At 60.7% G+C, this 18,083-nt stretch carries 18 protein-coding genes; 4 read left to right on the top strand and 14 right to left on the bottom strand.

Going from position 1 to position 18,083, the window contains the following annotated elements:
- Positions 1 to 107: 107 nt before the first annotated feature.
- Entirely contained in the window at positions 108 to 983 is an 876-nt protein-coding gene (locus ASC97_RS19585; protein WP_244481533.1) for a putative nucleotide-diphospho-sugar transferase, read from the top strand.
- Positions 984 to 1,053: 70 nt separating this feature from the next.
- Here ASC97_RS19585 and hydA read toward each other — a convergent pair whose 3' ends face one another.
- The 5 genes from hydA to ASC97_RS19610 all read right to left on the bottom strand — a co-directional run bounded on the left by hydA (position 1,054) and on the right by ASC97_RS19610 (position 6,031).
- On the bottom strand, positions 1,054 to 2,460 hold the full coding sequence (hydA, locus tag ASC97_RS19590; protein WP_057470086.1) for a dihydropyrimidinase: 1,407 nt from the start codon (positions 2,458 to 2,460) through the stop codon (positions 1,054 to 1,056).
- A gap of 2 nt (positions 2,461 to 2,462) precedes the next feature.
- Positions 2,463 to 3,731 (bottom strand): cysteine desulfurase-like protein, encoded by a 1,269-nt coding sequence (locus tag ASC97_RS19595; RefSeq protein WP_057470033.1) that lies wholly within the window; start codon positions 3,729 to 3,731, stop codon positions 2,463 to 2,465.
- 26 nt (positions 3,732 to 3,757) lie between these two features.
- Entirely contained in the window at positions 3,758 to 4,495 is a 738-nt protein-coding gene (locus ASC97_RS19600) for an amino acid ABC transporter ATP-binding protein (RefSeq protein ID WP_057470034.1), read from the bottom strand.
- Complete coding sequence (locus ASC97_RS19605) at positions 4,492 to 5,166, bottom strand: amino acid ABC transporter permease (protein WP_057470035.1); 675 nt, start codon at positions 5,164 to 5,166, stop codon at positions 4,492 to 4,494. Before ASC97_RS19605 ends, ASC97_RS19600 begins: the two co-directional genes overlap by 4 nt.
- 67 nt (positions 5,167 to 5,233) lie before the next feature.
- Positions 5,234 to 6,031, bottom strand: a complete 798-nt coding sequence (locus ASC97_RS19610; protein WP_057470036.1) for a transporter substrate-binding domain-containing protein — start codon at positions 6,029 to 6,031, stop codon at positions 5,234 to 5,236.
- 168 nt (positions 6,032 to 6,199) lie between these two features.
- On the opposite strand from ASC97_RS19610, the gene ASC97_RS19615 reads away from it, so the two are divergent.
- A complete protein-coding gene (locus ASC97_RS19615) occupies positions 6,200 to 6,889 on the top strand; it encodes a FadR/GntR family transcriptional regulator (protein ID WP_057470037.1) in 690 nt (229 codons plus the stop codon).
- Positions 6,890 to 6,973: 84 nt separating this feature from the next.
- On the opposite strand, the gene ASC97_RS19620 is transcribed toward ASC97_RS19615, so the two are convergent.
- The 4 genes from ASC97_RS19620 to ASC97_RS19635 are packed head-to-tail and all read right to left on the bottom strand — an operon-like array spanning position 6,974 to position 11,027.
- Positions 6,974 to 7,816: an ABC transporter permease gene (locus tag ASC97_RS19620; RefSeq protein ID WP_037065952.1), complete on the bottom strand. Its 843-nt coding sequence runs from the start codon at positions 7,814 to 7,816 to the stop codon at positions 6,974 to 6,976.
- 2 nt (positions 7,817 to 7,818) lie between these two features.
- Positions 7,819 to 8,697 carry an ABC transporter permease gene (locus tag ASC97_RS19625; protein WP_057470038.1) on the bottom strand — a complete coding sequence of 293 codons (879 nt, stop codon included), beginning with the start codon at positions 8,695 to 8,697 and terminating at the stop codon, positions 7,819 to 7,821.
- On the bottom strand, positions 8,694 to 9,794 hold the full coding sequence (locus tag ASC97_RS19630) for an ABC transporter ATP-binding protein (protein WP_057470039.1): 1,101 nt from the start codon (positions 9,792 to 9,794) through the stop codon (positions 8,694 to 8,696). Before ASC97_RS19630 ends, ASC97_RS19625 begins: the two co-directional genes overlap by 4 nt.
- 57 nt (positions 9,795 to 9,851) lie before the next feature.
- A complete protein-coding gene (locus ASC97_RS19635) occupies positions 9,852 to 11,027 on the bottom strand; it encodes an extracellular solute-binding protein (protein WP_057470040.1) in 1,176 nt (391 codons plus the stop codon).
- A gap of 227 nt (positions 11,028 to 11,254) precedes the next feature.
- Between ASC97_RS19635 and ASC97_RS19640 the strand changes: the two genes are divergently transcribed.
- Positions 11,255 to 11,977, top strand: a complete 723-nt coding sequence (locus ASC97_RS19640; protein WP_057470041.1) for a GntR family transcriptional regulator — start codon at positions 11,255 to 11,257, stop codon at positions 11,975 to 11,977.
- Between the two features lie 49 nt (positions 11,978 to 12,026).
- Positions 12,027 to 13,214, top strand: coding sequence for a mannonate dehydratase (uxuA, locus tag ASC97_RS19645; RefSeq protein ID WP_057470042.1), 1,188 nt, complete (start codon positions 12,027 to 12,029; stop codon positions 13,212 to 13,214).
- A 60-nt stretch (positions 13,215 to 13,274) separates the two neighbouring features.
- Here the strand turns inward: uxuA and ASC97_RS19650 are convergent, their stop codons facing one another.
- From ASC97_RS19650 to ASC97_RS19670, 5 genes are read right to left on the bottom strand one after another with little or no spacing between them, the layout of a single operon-like run.
- A complete protein-coding gene (locus ASC97_RS19650) occupies positions 13,275 to 14,039 on the bottom strand; it encodes a FadR/GntR family transcriptional regulator (RefSeq protein ID WP_200959509.1) in 765 nt (254 codons plus the stop codon).
- Between the two features lie 25 nt (positions 14,040 to 14,064).
- Positions 14,065 to 15,126 (bottom strand): four-carbon acid sugar kinase family protein, encoded by a 1,062-nt coding sequence (locus tag ASC97_RS19655; protein WP_057470044.1) that lies wholly within the window; start codon positions 15,124 to 15,126, stop codon positions 14,065 to 14,067.
- Positions 15,123 to 16,115: an ABC transporter ATP-binding protein gene (locus ASC97_RS19660; RefSeq protein ID WP_057470045.1), complete on the bottom strand. Its 993-nt coding sequence runs from the start codon at positions 16,113 to 16,115 to the stop codon at positions 15,123 to 15,125. Before ASC97_RS19660 ends, ASC97_RS19655 begins: the two co-directional genes overlap by 4 nt.
- A complete protein-coding gene (locus ASC97_RS19665) occupies positions 16,115 to 17,122 on the bottom strand; it encodes an ABC transporter ATP-binding protein (protein WP_057470046.1) in 1,008 nt (335 codons plus the stop codon). The genes ASC97_RS19660 and ASC97_RS19665 overlap by 1 nt, the downstream gene beginning before the upstream one ends.
- Entirely contained in the window at positions 17,122 to 18,081 is a 960-nt protein-coding gene (locus ASC97_RS19670; RefSeq protein ID WP_057470047.1) for an ABC transporter permease, read from the bottom strand. Before ASC97_RS19670 ends, ASC97_RS19665 begins: the two co-directional genes overlap by 1 nt.
- Positions 18,082 to 18,083: the final 2 nt, after the last annotated feature.

Raw genomic sequence — 18,083 nt, forward strand, 5'->3', positions numbered from 1 at the left:
CGCACCATCGACGACACATGGCGTCATATCGGCAGGCTGGTCGAAACCATCCAGCCCGCCGAATGCCAAAACTATCTGGAAAATGCTGGATATGGTTCCGTTAAAAGGTGAAACGCTCTAGGCGGGCAAACTGCAAGTGCCTTCCCTTTAAGTTTAATGGATTCCCCCCTGATATGAGTTCCGAGTTGCTTTATCGATTTCTCGATTTCTTTAGCCTGTCAAAATCCAAGTATCGCAAACACGTCGTGCCGTTCCCGATGGATTCGGAAATCATAATATCCCCGCACGCCTACGGAAAAATTGTGGGCTTTTACACCTCCAATTCGTTTTATGAGCAGGAGGCGGCCCGGATGGCGGCGTCCGCCACGCGCCTCGGGCTGCGCGTCCACACGACCCCGGTGAACAGCGCCGGCAGTTGGGTCCGCAATGCCGCGCTCAAGCCCACTTTTCTCCTGGAAGCACGCAAGTCCAATCGCGGGCCATTGCTCTACGTAGACGTGGACGCTGTTCTCCACCGGGATCCATGGCCGGTCCTGAGAACCCTTGGCTGTGATCTGGCGGTCTACCGCGAGGAAGATCGTCTGATCTCGGCAACCATCCTCCTGAACGACACGCCTGCGACGCTGCGGCTCCTTGAAGAATGGAAAGAACGGTGCGACCGGGATCCCGAGATATGGGATCAAGTCGTCCTCCAACAGATTCTCGATGAGGATCGTTCAAGCGAGAACCCGCAATATAAGGTTGGCGAACTTCCCGCTTCGTTTTGCTGGATCTTCGACCGGCTCTCAAACGCCAAGACCGATGCTGTCTATATCGAACAACTACAGGCAAGCCGGCAGGCCACCGCCCACGAGAAGCGGGGTCGCAACAAGTGGCTCGAGCGGCGCCAGGAGCGCATCGAAACGATCGAGGGTATCCTTGCACCCTTGATGAATGCCAAAATCGACGACCAGCCAAGGAACAAAACCGGGCCGTCGACATAGTTCCCCGGGGTTGCAGGGAAGCAACTGATGCACAATGATCGACGCCACGGGCGCATTCCGGCCTGCGCCCTCACGGGGCAGGACGGAACGTCTTTTCTCGTTTCAGGTGTATCCCACCGCCCTTGTGGCCGGTATATGCCGGCCCATCGATGATGGTCCTGCCCCGCAGAAGGACGCGCACCGGCCAGCCTTCGACCTCCAGCCCTTCATAGGGCGTATAGTCAGCGCCGTGGTGCAGGCTATCGTTTGTGATGGTGACCGAGCGGCTCGGATCCCAGAGTGCGATATCGGCATCTGATCCGATCGCGATCGTCCCCTTTTGCGGATAGAGGCCGTATTGCTTCGCATGGTTGGTGGAGGAGAGCGCGACGAAACGGTTGATGTCGATCCGTCCCTTGTTCACGCCTTCGGAAAACAGGATCGGTAGCCGCGTTTCGACACCCGGAATGCCATTCGGGATCCAGCGGAAGTTCCGTTTGCCCTTCTCGTTCATCTTGCCCTGATCGTCGTCATAGCGAAAAGGGCAATGATCGGAGGAAAAGAGCTCGAAGGTGCCGTTCTGCAGTCCCTCCCAGCAGGCGATCTGGCTTTCCCTGTCGCGCGGAGGAGGCGAGCACACGAACTTGGCGCCTTCAAGCTCGGTTGCGTCGAGATCATCAGCTGTCAGAAGCAGGTATTGCGGGCAGGTCTCGCCGGCGACCTTGCTGCCGCGACGCCGCGCGCGCTCGATTTCTTCCATCGCCTGCCTGTTCGAAACGTGAACGATGACGATCGGCGTGTCGACGACTTCAGCGAGCGACAGCGCGCGATGGGTGGCTTCCCGTTCTGCCGCAACCGGTCGGCTCAAGGCATGAAACTTCGGTGCGAACTCGCCCTTTTCTTCGTGGCGACCGATGAGATAGCGGATCGCATCCTCGTTTTCGCAATGAACCATCACCAGCGCGCCGGAGCGCCGCGCGCTGTCGAGCGTCGCAAGGATTTGATCGTCGAAGAGACGCAGGTTCTCGTAGGTCATGAACACCTTGAGCGAGGTGTAGCCATCCTCGACCAGCGCTGGAAGCTCCTGGCCGAGCACGTAGGCAGTGGGATCGGTGATCACCAGATGAAACGAGACATCGATATGGCACTCGCCCTCGGCCTTAGCGTGGTAGTCCTTCAGCGATTGACGCAACGTCGTTCCCTTTTCCTGCATGCAGAAAGGCAAGATCGTGGTATTGCCGCCGAACGCTGCCGACAGAGTGCCGCTGTCAAAGTCATCGGCCATGACGATGCCGTCGCCGGACGCCTGGGCGATGTGGACGTGGCTGTCTATGCCGCCGGGCAATACCAAGAGCCCGGATGCATCGATGATCTCGTCGGCCTCGGTCAGATCGTCGGCCAGTGCCGCAATCTTCCCGTCGCGAATGCCGACATCGCTTTTGAAGGTATCGACGTCTGTGACAACCGTGCCGTTCTTGATGATCGTGTCGAACCGCAGGGTCATACCGCACCCTTTCGCGCCACGCCGTCACGGCCTAAAATTTCGTCGAGCGCCGACGTCAGCCGGTCGACTTCGGCAATCGTGTTATAGTGGACCATGGACACACGAACAGCGCCATTATACTGCGGCAGACCGAGGTGGTCGCCGAGACGACGGGCATGAAAATCGCCAAATCGGATCGCGATCCTGTAGGCATCCATCGCCTTGCAGATGTCCTCGGAATCTCGACCCTCGAAGACGAAGCTGATCGTCGGAATGCGGCGCCCGTTGCGGTTTGTGGTTTCACCGATGATGCGGCAATCGTTGCGGCTTCTCAGGTAGGAGAGCAACCGTTCGGTCAGGGCATTCTCCTGGACGGCAATGGCGTCGAACGCAGCGACGATCCGCTCGCGCTGGGAGCCCGTGGCGCCTGTTTTTTCTCCAAGTTCGCAGAGGTAGTCGACGATCCCCGTCAGGGAATAGGCAAGCTCGTAGTTGGGGTTTCCGGGCTCAAGCTTGCCCGGCACCTTATCGCGGCCGTAGAAGAAGTGGTAAAGCGGATCAAGCTCCAGCAGATGGTCATATTTGCCGTACATCATGGCGTAGTGCGGACCATAGGTCTTGTAGAGGCTGAAGACGTAGTAGTCGACGTCCCAGGCGACAACGTCGATCGCCCGGTGCGGTGCGTAGGCGACCGCATCGACGCAAATGCGCGCGCCACGCTCGTGGACGAAGCGGGCGATGTCGGCCACCGGATTGATCGCGCCGAGGATGTTTGACACATGCGTGACGCAGACAAGCTTCGTCCTCTCGCTCATCAGCGGAACGAGATCGGCGATGTCAAGCTCATAGGTGCGTGTGTCGAGCGGCCAGAACTTGATGATCACGCCCATGTCGCGCAGACCGTCCCAGGGGCCGATATTGGATTCGTGATCGGAGATCGTGACGATGATCTCGTCGCCTGCCTTGAGCTGGCTTCGCATGGCGCGCGCAAGGTTCTGGATGAGAACCGTGGTCGAGCTGCCGAAGACGATTTCCTCCGGACGAGCGGCATTGACGAGATGCATGGCGGCCTCACGCGCGTCCAGAAGCGCTTTTGCCGCCTGCTGCGAGACGTCATAGCTGCCGCCGATCTGGACATTCTTGTCGTAGAGAAAGGTGTTGATCCGCTCGACGGCGCGTTTGAGGATCTGCGATCCGCCCGCATTGTCGAAAAATGTCCAGCCGTGCTCCAGCCCGGGAAACTGACTGCGAACGAAGTCGATGTCGAGTTTGGTTTGAGTTTCCATGGGGTGTCCTCCAAATTCTTTGATTATCAGTGATTGAGTACGGCGCGCAGGAAGCCCTTCGTGCGTTCCTCGCGCGGCGTATCGAAGATTTCCTTGGGCGTTCCGGCCTCCACGATGCGTCCGCCATCCATGAAGATCACCCGGTCGGCGACCTGTTTGGCAAACCCCATCTCGTGTGTGACCACGACCATGGTGACACCGGTGCCTGCAAGGGTGCGCATGACGTCGAGCACTTCCCCGACCATTTCCGGATCGAGTGCCGAGGTCGGCTCGTCGAAGAGGAGAACCCGTGGCTCCATCGCAAGCGCACGCGCAATGGCGACACGCTGCTGCTGACCACCCGAAAGCTGCTCGGGATACTTGTCCGCCTGTTCGGAAATACCGACGCGGGCAAGCAGTTCGATCGCCTTTCGCCGTGCCTCGGCAACGGACGTGCGGCGAACCCGCATGGGGGCGATCATGATGTTTTTCATGACGCTGAGATGGGGGAAGAGATTGAACGACTGAAAAACCATGCCGACCTCGGCACGCACCTTGGCAAGGTTTCTGCCGGGCTCCACCGTGATGCCATCGACCTCGACCCGGCTTTCAGCCGAAAACGTCTCAAGGTGATTGATGCAACGGATCAGCGTCGACTTGCCGGACCCCGAAGGGCCGATGACGCAAACGACTTCACCCTCTCCGATCTGAAGATCGATGCCGTGAAGCACCTCGAAATCACCGTAGGCCTTCTTGAGATTGTGGATGTTGACGATCGTCTTCATGAACGCCTCCTGGTGTTGAACCGCATTTCGAGGCGGGCGACGATGCTGACCAGGGGCCACAGGAACGCCAGATAGATGATTGCCGCGCCAATCAGCGGTGATGGGTTGGCCATCAGAGCCTGTGCCTGCGTGGCCTGCTTCAGAAGGTCGGGCATGGCCACCACCGACGCCAGAGCGGTGTCCTTCATGACGTTGATGCAATTGTTGGTGAGCGGGGGAATGACGATCTTGACGGCCTGGGGCAGGATGATCTCTGCCATCATATGTCGATAGGACAGCCCTAGCGCTTCCGATGCCTCGAACTGGCCGCGCGGGATCGCCTCGATGCCGGCGCGAAAAATCTCCGCCGTATAGGCCGTCGACACCAGCGTCAGCGCGCTTGCCGCCGACAGGAACGGCGAAAGCCGGATGCCGACGAAGGGCAGCGCATAGTAGATGACGATCAACAGGACCAGCAGCGGGATGGACCGGAAGACGTCCGTGTAGATCTTGGCAAGCGCCCTGACGAACGGCGTGGCGTAAAGCCTGAGGAGGGCAAGGATCAACCCGCCGACGAGGCCGGCGACGATGCTGACGATGCCGAGTTCGAGCGTGATCCAGAGGCCTGACAGGAGCAGCGGCAGAGAGCGCTGCAGAACCGCGAGGTTGAAGAATGTCGTGAAAATGTCCATTGCACCACCGGCAAGTCGTTATGGGACGGGTGGCGAACTGAACCGCCACCCGGATATCGACCAACCGTTACTTGGCGGTGGGCATCTCGGCGACTTTGACGGTCGACGTCGTGTCCTCGGGCTTGGCGCCGAACCAGGTCTCGTGCAGCTTGGCGATGAAGCCTTCGCCCTTCAGCTTGGTGATCACCTCGTTGACCTGAGCGACAAGCGGGTCGCCCTTGTTGAACATGATCGAGTATTTCTCACCCGTCGGGATACGCTCGACGACCTTCAGCTCCGGCTTGCCCTTGACGTAGTACTGGAGAGCCGGGATGTCGCTGATATAGCCGTCAACGCGCCCGGCGACGAGATCGAGCATGGCCGGCTGCAGACCCTCGAAGCGGCGGATTTCTCCCAGGCTGTACTTGGCCGTGTTGGCCGTTGCCCAGACGTCGCCTGTCGATCCGGTATCGACGCCAACGACCTTGCCGCTCATGCCGCCGAGCCCTGTGATGCCGCTCGCCGCGGTCACCGTCAGCGACTGGTCACTGTCGTAGTAGGGCTGTGCGAAGCTGACCGACTCCAGTCGCTTGTCGGTGATGGTGATCGAGGAGACCGCCATGTTGATACGCCCGGACTGGACTGCAGAAAACAGGCCATTGAACGGAATATTGACGAACTCGACCGACTTGTTCAGGCGCTTGGCGATCTCGGTCACAAGATCGACCTCGAAGCCGACCGTCTTGCCGCTCTCGTCCTGGAATTCCCATGGTACGTTGCCGATGTTGGCGCCAACGGTGAGGTCTGCCGCATGGGCTGCGATTGTCCCGGTCACAGCCAGGACGCCCGAGAGCAACACGGTCTTTATGTAGGAAAATGTACGCATTTGGGTTCCCCTTGATTTGATTTAATTTGCGTATACATATCGTGGCCTGACTGGTCAGACCAGTCAGGCCAATGAAACATGGCCGGTCGGCATTTGCAAGACAGCCGCCAAGTAAATTAATGTCGTGGCTGTATGAACGCCGCAAAGGCGCAAGCGAGGTGGGACAGAATGCTCAACAGGACAATGGTTCCACAATCGGCAGCGCGCGCAATCCAGGACATGATCCAAAGCGGCGAGTTGCCCGCGGGACAGAAGATCCCCTCTCAGCGCGATTTCTCGATCAGGCTCGGCATCAGCCGTGCGTCCTTGCGCGAAGCGCTGCTGACGCTCGAAACACTTGGGCTTTTGAAGACCGAAGCCGGTCGCGGAACCTTTGTTGCCGGCACACGCCCCTCCTCCGGCAATGCCATGGCACCCTGGCGCTATTCCGACAGCTACTCGGTCTTTGACGTGTTTCAGACGCGCATCATGCTCGAAGGCAGCATTGCGGCCCTTGCAGCCGGACGATTGACCGGCAATCAGCTTCAGTCGATGGAAGACGCAACAAGGCGCATGGAAGACTGCTGGGCGAACCAGGATCTCCTCGCCAATGTCGAAGCGGATCTGGAGTTCCACGGCATTATCGCATCGGCCTGCAGCAACGCGATGATGCGCGCGCTCTACCACACCGTCCGCGATCAGATTACCGAAACGCAGCGCCAGCCCATTCCGATCACCGAGCCTGCCCGCATGCAGGCCTCCATTGCCGAGCATCGCAAAATCATATCGGCGCTGCGCGATAACGCGCCTTCGCGCGCACGCGAGGAGATGGAAACGCATGTGCGCAACACGGCGCGATGCGCAGGGCTCAATCCCTGACGTCTTCTGTCGAGCCTTGAGGGCCTGAGGCAACCGGACGAGCCGCGCGGTGCAGAAACCACGCGCAACTTCGCCCGCCCTCCCTCAGTGCACCGGCTGTTGTTTTGCCCTTGCCACGATCTGCGTCGGATTGACGAACTGCAGCGCGATCACCAGCCAGAATAGTGTCGTCACCATGTAGACGACGGCCATGGCGTCGATCGACTGGCCTGCGCGGACGCCGGAGGCAAACACAGCGTAGTAGAGCGACACAACAAGGGTCTGTGTGGTCGGACCGGCGATCAGGAACGTCAGTTCGAACATGGCGATCGTGCGAACCAGCACCAGCAAAAGTGCTGCCAGCATCCCCGGTAAGAGCAGCGGGAGCAGGATGCGCACGAACAGGCTTGTCGTTCCGGCGCCAAAGACGCGGGCGGCCGCTTCGATGCGCGGATCGATCTGCTCGATAAAGGGGATCATGACAAGAACGACGAACGGCAGCGATGGCACGATGTTGATCAGCACGACGCCCCAGAAGGTTCCGCCAAGCCCAAGCTGGTAAAGGACGGTTGCCAGCGGAATGCCATAGGTCAGCGGTGGAATGAGAAGTGGCAACAGAAAGAGGAGGATCACCAGCCGCTTGCCCGGAAAATCCCGACGCGCCAGCGCATAGGCCGTCATGACCCCGAGAATGCCTGATATGATGACAACCGTGAAGACGATCTCGAAGGTCACGAGCACGACGCTCGAAAGCTGGAACTCCTTCCAGGCACTGAAATACCACTTGGTCGTCCAGCCGGCCGGCAGCCAGGTGCCGAGCCATCGCGTCGCGAAGGAATTGACGACAACCGCGGCAATGACCGCAAGCAGATTGAGGATGAAGAGCGTGGCAAGTGCCCAGATGGAGACACGCCATAGCTTGGAGGTGAGACCTTGATCGCGGATCATGACTAGCCTTTCGTGCCGCCGGCTGGGCCGCGATAGAAGAACGACCTGGCGCCAAGCACCGCAAGCACCACGACGAGCTCGACGCCACCCATGATCAGCGCGATCGCAGACCCCAGTGAATGATCGTACTGCTCGAAGGCCGCCTGATAGGCCGCAATCGAAATGACACGCGTGGGTCCTGCCGGTGCACCGAGGAGGACCGCCGACGGGAAGACGGCAAAGGCCTGAACGAAGGCGAGGCAGAAGGTCACCGCCAGCCCGGGAACCAAAAGCGGCAGAAAGACGCGGAAGAAACGCTGGCGGGGGCCTGCGCCAAGTGTGGCTGCTGCCTGCTCGATCGCAGGATCGATCCCGGTGATGTAGGACAGCGTCAACAGGAACGCGAAGGGAAAGCCGGTGATCAGAAGCGAGGCGAAGACGCCCCAGTAGTTGTTCGTCAACTTGACGGGATTATCGAGAATGCCGAGCAGGAGCAGCGTGTGGTTGAACCAGCCGCGCGGCCCGAGGAATGTCAGGAGGCCATCTGCCACGAAGACAGTGCCGAGCGTGATCGGCAGGACGAGAATGGTGGTCAGCAGGCGTTGCCTTTGCATCAATCGGACACGAAAGGCGATCGGCACGGCAAGGGCGAGATTGATGATCGTCACGGGCAGCGCCAACCACAAGGTGGCGGCGATGGTGTTGTACTGGAAGGGATCGCCGAAGAATTTCGCGTAGTTGGCGTACCACGCTCCCTCTTTCGGCATCAGCGAGTCCGCTACCCCGTAAAGAAACGGATAAACGAAGAGCGCGATCATGAAGGCAAGACCGGGCAACAACAGCATCGTGGTGCCGTCGAGCCCCCGCACCGCAAGCCGCGTCTGCAGCGACGGGCCGCTCATCGCGTCGCGTCCTTGAAGAGCAGCGCGCGCCCTGCAACCGGATGCAGTCGTGTCGCTGCGCCGCGCGGCAAGACGTGGTCGGCACGGAAATAGAGTTCGGAGCCATCGCTTGCGCGTGCCAGGCCGAAGAATGCCCGGCCGCGATATTCCATGCTGGCGACGGTTGCCGGGATCCCCTCGCCTTCCGACGCGACCAGGTCTTCTGGCCGGACCGACAGGATGGCGGCATCACCGACGTTGAGCGGCGTGCGCATGGCGCCCGATATGCGTGCTCCGGCGATGTCTATCTCGGCGTCGCCTCCGGAGACTGCTGTTATGCGACCCGGAATACGGGTTCGAAAACCCATGAAGTCGGCCACGTCGACATTCACGGGCCGCTGGTAGAGATCCTCGGGTGAACCGATCTGCTCGATATGCCCCTGGCTCATGACGACGATGCGATCTGCCAGCGACAGCGCCTCGTCCTGGTCGTGGGTCACATAGATCGTGGTCGACCCGATCTGGTCGTGAATGCCCCGGATTTCAGCGCGCATCTCCAGACGCAGCTTTGCATCGAGGTTGGAAAGCGGTTCGTCCATCAGGACGACAGGCGGTCGGATGACAATGGCGCGCGCGATCGCCACGCGTTGCTGCTGGCCGCCGGAAAGCTGGCCGGGAAGCTTTTCAGCCTGGCTTTCAAGACGCACCAGCGCCAGGGCATCGTTGATGCGCTTGTCCGCCTCCGACCCCTTGATGCCCTGCATGGCCAGGCCGAAGCCGACATTCTTGCGCACGCTCATATGGGGAAACAGCGCATAGCTCTGGAACACCATCCCGAAACCGCGCCGTTCCGGCTCCAGCTGGTCGATGCGGCTGTTTCCGAGCCTGATCTCACCGCCCGACAGCGCCAGAAGGCCGGCAATGCAGTTCAGCGCAGTGGACTTGCCGCATCCTGACGGGCCGAGAAGCGCTACGAATTCGCCCGGCTCGATCGCAAGATCGATGCCGTCCAACGCATTGTAGGCGCCGAAGGAGCGGGACAGTCCTTTGAGTTCGAGGCGCGCGGTGTTGCGCGCTGAAGGCGCTGCATTTGGAACCGAATTCAAGCCAATCTCCATTCACTGACAGGACAAGCCCGCGCCGATCGTCGCGATCGGAGCGGGCCTTCTCGATGATCAGCCCTTTTTGGCGCCGATCTTTTCGTCCCAGATGCGGAATGCCTGGACGAGCAGCTTCGGTTCAAGCGGCACCTCAAGGGGATTGTTGGCAATCCAGTCGGCATATTCGGGACGGCCAAATTCCTTGATCGTGTCCTGGCTTTCCTGAGGCGCCATGTCGAGCGTGACGTCCTTGACGGCAGGACCCGGATAGAAATAGCCGGCATCGTAGGCGATTGCCTGCTGCTTCGGTTGCAGGATGTAATTCAAAACATCGATCAGAACAGCGATCTTCTCGTCGGAGACGCCTTTCGGGATCACGGCGTAGTGGGCGTCGGTGACCCAGTGGAAGCCCTCGAGCTTCTGCACCTTTGCCTCGGCTGGAACGATGCCCAGCGCGCGCGGATTGATGTCCCAGCCGGTGGTGGATACCACGATGTCGCGGGTTCCTTCGCCGAGCTCCTTCATCACCTGTCCGGTACCGGTCGGATAGTATTCGATGTTTTCTCCGAGTTCCGCCAGGTAGGCCCAGGTCTTGGCCCAGCCATTGACCGGATCGCGCGGATCGCTGTCGCCGAGCAGGTAAGGCAAGCCCATCAGGAAGGTGCGGCCAGGTCCGGAGTTTGCCGGCCTTGCATAGATGAAGCGGTTCTTGTTGGCCTTTGCCCAGTCGAGCAGTTCCTGCGCCGACTTCGGAGGATTTGCGACCTTGTCGGGCATGTATTCGATGAGCGGGCCCGAGGGATAATAGGTGATGACAACACCCTGATCCTTGGCGAGCGCCTGCATCTTGAATGCCTGCGGCTGCAGGACCGCCTCCAGATTGGGAAGCTCTGCCTTGTGCGCGGACAGATCGATCCACAACCCCTGATCGAGACCGGCCGACAGCGCATCGGTGCCCGTCAGGACGAGATCGATATCGACCTTGCCGGCAGCCTGCTGCGCCTTGATTTTTCCTGGAAGCTCGGGCGCCGGTGCCTTGGTGAAGGCAAAGCCTGAAACCCAGTCGGCCTTTTCGGCGGCGTAGGCCTCGAACATGCCCTGTGTCAGGGCCAGGTTTCCGGCCACATCGGCAATGGTGATCGCAACCGGGCTCGCCGGCTTCTTTGCCTGCGCCCAGACCTTGACCGGAAGTAGGCCGACGACAGCAGCGCTCGCGGCGGTGCTGACAAATGTTCTGCGGGTAATCTTCATGGTTTTTCTCCTCCTCTTATTCTCTTTGGGGATCTCAGTGCGCCGAAGCATCCTTGCGCTCCCACACGTCCCCAATCTGCCGATTCAAGCTTAAAGCATTCAATCGATGATTGCGCAGACCTCCTGAGTGATTTGCCGGACGTTCCGTTCCTCTCCGGCGCGTCTTGGCAGCAGATTTGAATTGATATACTAGTATGCATTAGCAAGTCAATGTTCAGGAAGTCCTCATGCAGCCAGGCGCCAGTTCCGCAGCACCTTCTTTTTCGGCGTCAGCCGAGAGGCCGGCGAAGCTTCGGCGCGTGACGACCGCAGACGCAATCTTCGATCGGCTCCATGCGGATATACTGTCCCTTCGGATGCCTCCCGGAATGCTCCTCCAGGAAAAGCGCATCGCGCTGGAGTTCGGCGTCAGCCGAACGCCGGTTCGCGAAGCTCTGCTGAGATTGTCTGAAAGTGGACTGGTCGATATCTATCCGCAGTCCGGCACCGTCGTTTCCAGGGTGTCGGTTGCCGCCATCCCCGAAGCCGTCGTCGTGCGCAAGGCACTCGAGGGGACGACTGTGGAGCGGGCCGCCGAGATCGCAACACCTGAAGATCTTGCCCGTCTGGACGCCATCATTGCGAGACAGAAGGCATTCGAGGCGCTTGGCGATACCTCGGGCTTTCACGGAGAGGACGAAGCCTTTCATGAAGCGATCACGCAGATCGCAGGTTACCCCGGCATCTGGGCAATTCTGAAGACCGTCAAGGTGCAGATCGATCGCGCGCGGCGGCTGACGCTGCCGGCACTCGGGCGAATGAGCAATGTCGTCAACGAACACATGTTGATCCGCGACGCAATTGCCGCCCACGACCTTCACGCAGCGCGCGATGCAATGACCCATCACCTGAGTGCGGTCATACCTGATGTAGCCGAACTTCGCACACGCTACCCCAATTACTTCTGCTGAACACGACAGCGGTCCCACACACAAAAAACATGCATGAAGGAGGAGACAGATGCGCCAGGGTTGGAGATGGTTCGGACCTGAAGCACCGGTGACGCTCGACGAAGTCAGGCAGACCGGGGCAACGAACATCGTGTCGTCTCTGCACCAGGTGCCGATCGGCCATGCCTGGACGCAGGCCGAGGTCGAAGAACGCCGGACGATGATCGAAACCACGCCGCAGGGGCGCTCGCCTCTGACCTGGTCGGTGGTGGAAAGCATTCCCATCCCGGACGCCGTCAAGCGAAAGGGCGGGCAGGCAAGGGCCGAGATCGAAGCGTGGATCGCAAGCCTTGAAGCCGTCGCAGCCTGCGGGATCCCGATCATCTGCTACAACTTCATGCCCGTGGTGGACTGGACCCGCACGGATCTCGACCACGAGATCGAGACCGGGGCAACCGCAATGCGCTTCGATCACGAGAAATTCGCGGCATTCGACCTGTTCGTCCTGCAACGCGATGGCGCTGCACAGGCATACTCGCCCGAGGACACGGCGCGCGCGCAGATCGTCTTTGATGCGATGTCTGACGATGACATCGCCGATATTACGCGCAACATCACCTCCGCGCTGCCGGGTTCGACAACCGAGCCGCTGACCATACCCGAGTTCCGCGACAAGCTTGCCGCCTATTCAGGGATCGATGCCGCCAAACTGCGTCAGCATCTTATCGAATTCCTGCAGGCCGTCACGCCCGCTGCCGAAGCGCGCGGGGTGAAGCTGACCCTGCACCCCGATGATCCGCCGCGGTCGCTCTTCGGCCTGCCGCGCATTGCCTCGACGGCCGAGGACTACGCAGCACTCTTCGACGCGGTGCCATCGCAAGCGAATGGAATGTGCTACTGCACCGGCAGCCTTGGCGTGCGCGCCGACAACGATCTTCCAGCGATTGCCCGGCGATTTGCCTCGCGCATCCATTTTGCGCATTTGCGCGCGACCAAACGCGAGGGGGATGGCCGAAGCTTCCACGAGAGCGCTCACCTTGAAGGCGATGTCGACATGGTGGCTGTCCTCAGGGAGCTTGTCGCTGAAGACAGCCGTCGCAAGGGCGATGAGACGATCGTGTTTCGCTCCGATCACGGCCACCGCATGCTGGACGATCTCACGAAGAAAGTGACGCCCGGATATCCGGCCATCGGACGTCTGCGCGGTCTAGCCGAACTTCGCGGTATTCTTCACGCGCTTGGGTCCGTCCCGAACTAAGTGGAAGGCCGACTGACGGCAGCGCGCGTTGCTGCCGTTTTCACCCCTGTTCGGTGACCCTTAGAACGAGAGATCCAGCGCTCGGCCCTCGAACAGGCGATCCCTCGACCCTTCCAGGTGGGTCCTCATCAGGTCACGCGCGTCGTCTGCCCGCCCCTCGGCGATCGCCTTGTAGATCGCATTGTGCTCCTGGAACACCTGCTCGAGGCCAGGCCTCGGGCCAAGAAGCGACAGTCCGTGCAGATGCATGCCAACCGCGATGTGAGCCTTCAGGGCATCGATCGAGGCCGTATAGTAGTGATTGTTTGCGGCTTCCGTGACCGAGCGGTGAAAATTGAAATCGGCGTCCGTGCGGTGGAGCTGGTGGCTGGTCGCTTCTCGAAGATCGGCGAGTGCTGCAGCGATTTTCTGGATCGCGGCGTCATCGCGCCGCTTTGCCGCGAAATAGGCCGCCGCCGGTTCAATCGTCAGGCGGAATTCGTAGCAACGTTGAATATCGGCAATCGTCTTGACCGGCGAATAGGAAAGCTGCGTGGTGGGCGAGCCGTGGGCGCTGACGAAGGTGCCGGCGCCCTGACGGGCATAGACCATGCCCTTGTCGCGGAGCTTCGCCAGTGCATCGCGCACGATCGGCCGAGACACGCCGAGCAGCGATGCAAGCTCGTGTTCCCCGGGCAGACGCGAATCCGGCGGATAGTTTCCCGAGCGGATACGCTCCAAAAGCTGGTCGAAAACGCGATCGACCAGCTTCACCGCCTTGCCGCGCTCCGGCTTGGCCGCTGGAGCAGCTTGGCCGTTCGCCGATGCACCGTTTGCTTCATCCACGTTCATTCTCCCCGCCGGCATCGTCTCATGCCAGCTGATTCTGCGGTATCACTCTTAGCAAACTATCCGAATTCCCAAAGCCCCCGGACTTGACGGCGCATCGGAAGGAAACACCGTTGCCCGCGGTCACGTCGAACCAGGGAACGCCCGGTTCGATTTCACCCTTCGGTGTCAGGACGCGAACTGCGAGTGCTCGGAAAACCGCGAGTGCGGTATCACCGCCGCCGACCATCACCATGTCCGGGCCCGTATCCTCTATCACCGATTTCACCCCTTGGGCAAAGCGATCGGCAACGGCTGCCGCATCGCCGGAGATTTCCCCCGTACAGCGAAGCAAGACCGGCAACGCCAGGCCATCGACGTGACCCACCGATCCCATCGGCGCCTCGATGCACGCCTGCAGCATCGCTGACGCTTCGAGCCTTGCCATTTGCGCTGTCGTGATCGGGTCGCGGGAGCCGAAGGCAAAGACCGTCTTCAGCGTCGCTTTGAAGTCTGTCGAGGGCGTCTTTGCATTGCCGATGCTGCGGGCAAATGCGCTGCCGATGCCGCGTGCGCCGACGGCGAGCGTCGTCTTCCAATCGTGTTCTGCGATCAGTCGGTCGAGATCGCTGTCGCTCTTGGCATCGACGATAAGTACCTTTTCGCGCCTGGGCTTGAAGAGATCGGCGATCGGCAGGGGCTCATCGACGCCACGACCGACCACGTGGGCGTTGCGGGTAAAGCGCTGCTGATCGGGGATTGCAGGCGCAAGCACGATCTCACGGTGACCGAAAACGGCTGCAAGTGCAGCGCTTTCTGCAGCGACGTTGCCTTTCAAACGAGAGTCGATCTTCTTGAGGACAATCTCCGGTGAAGCGGCAAGAAGCGCGCTGGCCGCGAGGCCGACCCTTCTTGCCGCGTCCTCCTCCGGGAGAGCTCTCGAGGCAGTGTTGACCACGACGACATCAGCGCCTGATGCAAGCGCTTGCGATATGGCTTCGATCTCGATCGCGACAGCGACGGAAAGGCCGGCATCGACGAACGGCGTACCCGTGTCGAGAGCGCCGGTCAGGTCATCGGCAATGATCGCGACCTTGAGCGTCATGCAGTCTGCCCAGTGTTGACGGCATGACAAGCAACGCGATGACCGGGTCTGGCCTCCTTCCACTCGGGAACAATCCTGCTGCAGACATCCATGGCGATCGGACACCTGGTATGGAAGCGGCAGCCGCTCGGGGGATTGAGGGGGCTCGGCACGTCGCCCTGCAGTATCTGCCGGGTGCGCGTGCGTTCCAGCTCCGGATCCGTTTCCGGAACTGCCGACAGCAGCGCCTGTGTGTAGGGATGGAGCGGGTTGTCGAACAGCTCCTCGCGCGTTGCAAGCTCCGCCAGGCGACCGAGATACATCACGCCGACCCGCGAACTGATATGGCGAACGACGGCCAGATCGTGAGCGATGAACAGATAGGTCAGGCCGTATTTTTCCTGGAGGTCGAGCAGCAGGTTGATGATCTGGGCCTGGATCGAGACGTCGAGAGCCGAGATCGCTTCGTCGCAGACAATGAACTTCGGTTGGCATGCGAGCGCCCGCGCAATGACCACGCGCTGGCGCTGACCGCCGGAGAGCTCGTGCGGATAACGCTGCGCAAAGCGTGTCGGCAGGCCGACATCGGTGAGCAGCGTCGCGATCCTGTCCTTGAGCTCGGCCTTGGTGCAAAGCTTGTGAAACAGGATCGGCTCGCCGATCGCCTCGCCGATCGTCATGCGGGGGTTGAGCGTCGAATAGGGATCCTGGAAAACGATCTGCAGATCGCGGCGGAACGGCCGCATCTGTTTCTCGTCCAGCGTTGCCAGATCCTGCCCCTTGTAGACGACCTTTCCTGATGTCGCCTTGTAGAGATTGAGGATGGTGAAACCGGTGGTCGACTTGCCACAGCCGGATTCGCCGACCAGGCTCAGGGTTTCGCCTTCCATGATGTCAAGGTTGACGTTGTCAAGCGCGTAGACGGTCGCCGAGCGTTCGCCGAAGGCGCCTAGCCTGACGTGGAAGTGCTTGACGAGGTTTTCGATCTTCAGCAGCGGTTGTGCGCCCATCACGCGGCCTCCTGCATTTTCTGGACGACGAAACATGCGGTCCGGTGGTTGCTGGCGCCGCTCAGCGGCTCAAGCTTCGGTACGCTCTCATGACAGATGGCTTCAGCCAGCGGACAGCGAGGCGCAAACGGGCATCCCTTCGGGCGACGGCCGGGTTCGGGCGGCGTGCCGCCAATCGAGCTCAAGCGGCTTGCCGGCGGATCGGAGAGCTTCGGGATCGAGGCCAATAGACCCCGCGTATAAGGGTGGCTCGGACGCGCGTAGAGTTCGTCAACAGGTGCGTCCTCCACCACGGTTCCGGCATAGAGCACGGCCACGCGATCGACGAGACCCGCGATCAGGGCAAGATCGTGGGTAATCCAGACGACCGACATGCCGAGCTTTGCACGCAGGTCCTTCACGAGATCGACGATCTGCGCCTGAATTGTGACGTCGAGCGCCGTGGTCGGCTCGTCCGCGATCAGAAGCTTCGGATTGCAGGCAAGGCCGATTGCGATCATCACGCGCTGGCGCATGCCGCCGGAGAGTTCGTGCGGATAAGCCTGCAGGCGTTCTTCCGGGCCGGGAATGCCGACAAGACGCAAAAGCTCGACAGCGCGGCTGCGTGCCTCTGACTTCTTCATGTTGCGATGGTAGATCAGCGGTTCGCAGATCTGGTCACCGACACGCATCACCGGGTTCAGCGAGGTCATCGGATCCTGGAAGACGAAGCCGATATCGCCGCCGCGAACCTTGCGCAGCTCGCGGTTCGACATCGTCTGCAGATCCTTCCCGTCGAACGTCGCCGAGCCCTTCGTCACCTTGATCTTGTTGGGCAGGAGCCGCATCAGGCTCAGCATCGTCAGGCTCTTGCCGCAACCGGATTCGCCGACGACACCAAGGGTTTCGCCCTTGTTGACGTGGAGGTCGATGCCGTCGACCACGACCGCCGGACCGTTTCGGCCGTCGATCTCGACCGTCAGGTTTCGAACATCAAGCAGCCGTTCGTTGGATTTGGTGATGGTCATCACTTGTTCCCCCGAGGATTGAGTGCGTCGTTGAGGCCATCGCCCAGGAAGCTGAAGGCGACCGAGGCAAGGCCGAGGACGGCTGCCGGCGCAGCAAGAAGGTGGGGATAGTGCTGCCAGACACGCAGGCCGTCCGAGATCATGTTGCCCCAGCTGGGGGTCGGCGGGTTGACGCCGACGCCGAGGAAGCTGAAAGCGCTTTCCAGAACCATCGCGGTGCCGAGCCCGGCGCTGACAGAAACAATCAGCGGTCCGAGGGCATTCGGAATGACGTAGCGCTTCATGATGATCCAGTTGGAAAGACCGAGCGCCTGGGCGGCCGTGATGTAGGGCCGGCCGCGGATTGACAGCACCTGGGCGCGAACGAGACGCGCATAGGGCGGCCAGGAAATCAGCGCCATGGAACCGAAGACGAGCATGAAGTCGACCCAGATCGTCTGGCGATAGAACGGATTGAGCGTTGCCAGATACTGCGCTTCCATCCATTTCGTGATCGGCGACTTCAGTGATGCGTTGATGACGACGACGAGCAGAAGGTTCGGGACCGACATCGTCATGTCCGTCACCCACATGATGACGCGGTCGAACGGATTGCCGAAGAAGCCGGCGATCGCGCCGAGAACGACGCCGATCAGGACGGCAATGAAGGTGACCACGACGGCGACTAAAAAGGCGGTTCGGGTGCCGAAGACAACGCGGCTGAAGACATCGCGGCCGAGATCGTCAGTACCGAAGAGGTGATGCAGCGAGGGTGCTGCGTTTCGCGCCTGAAGGTCCTGGCTGAGATAGTCATAGGGCGTCAGGTACGGCCCGAATATCGCGGCGAACGCCAGGATGAGCACGACGATCAGTCCGAAGACTGCGAGCCTGTTGCGCTTCAGGCGATACCAGGCATCGCGCCACAGGCTGACCGGTGCCTCGTCCAGCGGTGCGGTCGGTGAGAGAGGGATGGCGGACATGG

The organism is Rhizobium sp. Root1203, assembly GCF_001424945.1.
Lineage (GTDB): Bacteria > Pseudomonadota > Alphaproteobacteria > Rhizobiales > Rhizobiaceae > Rhizobium.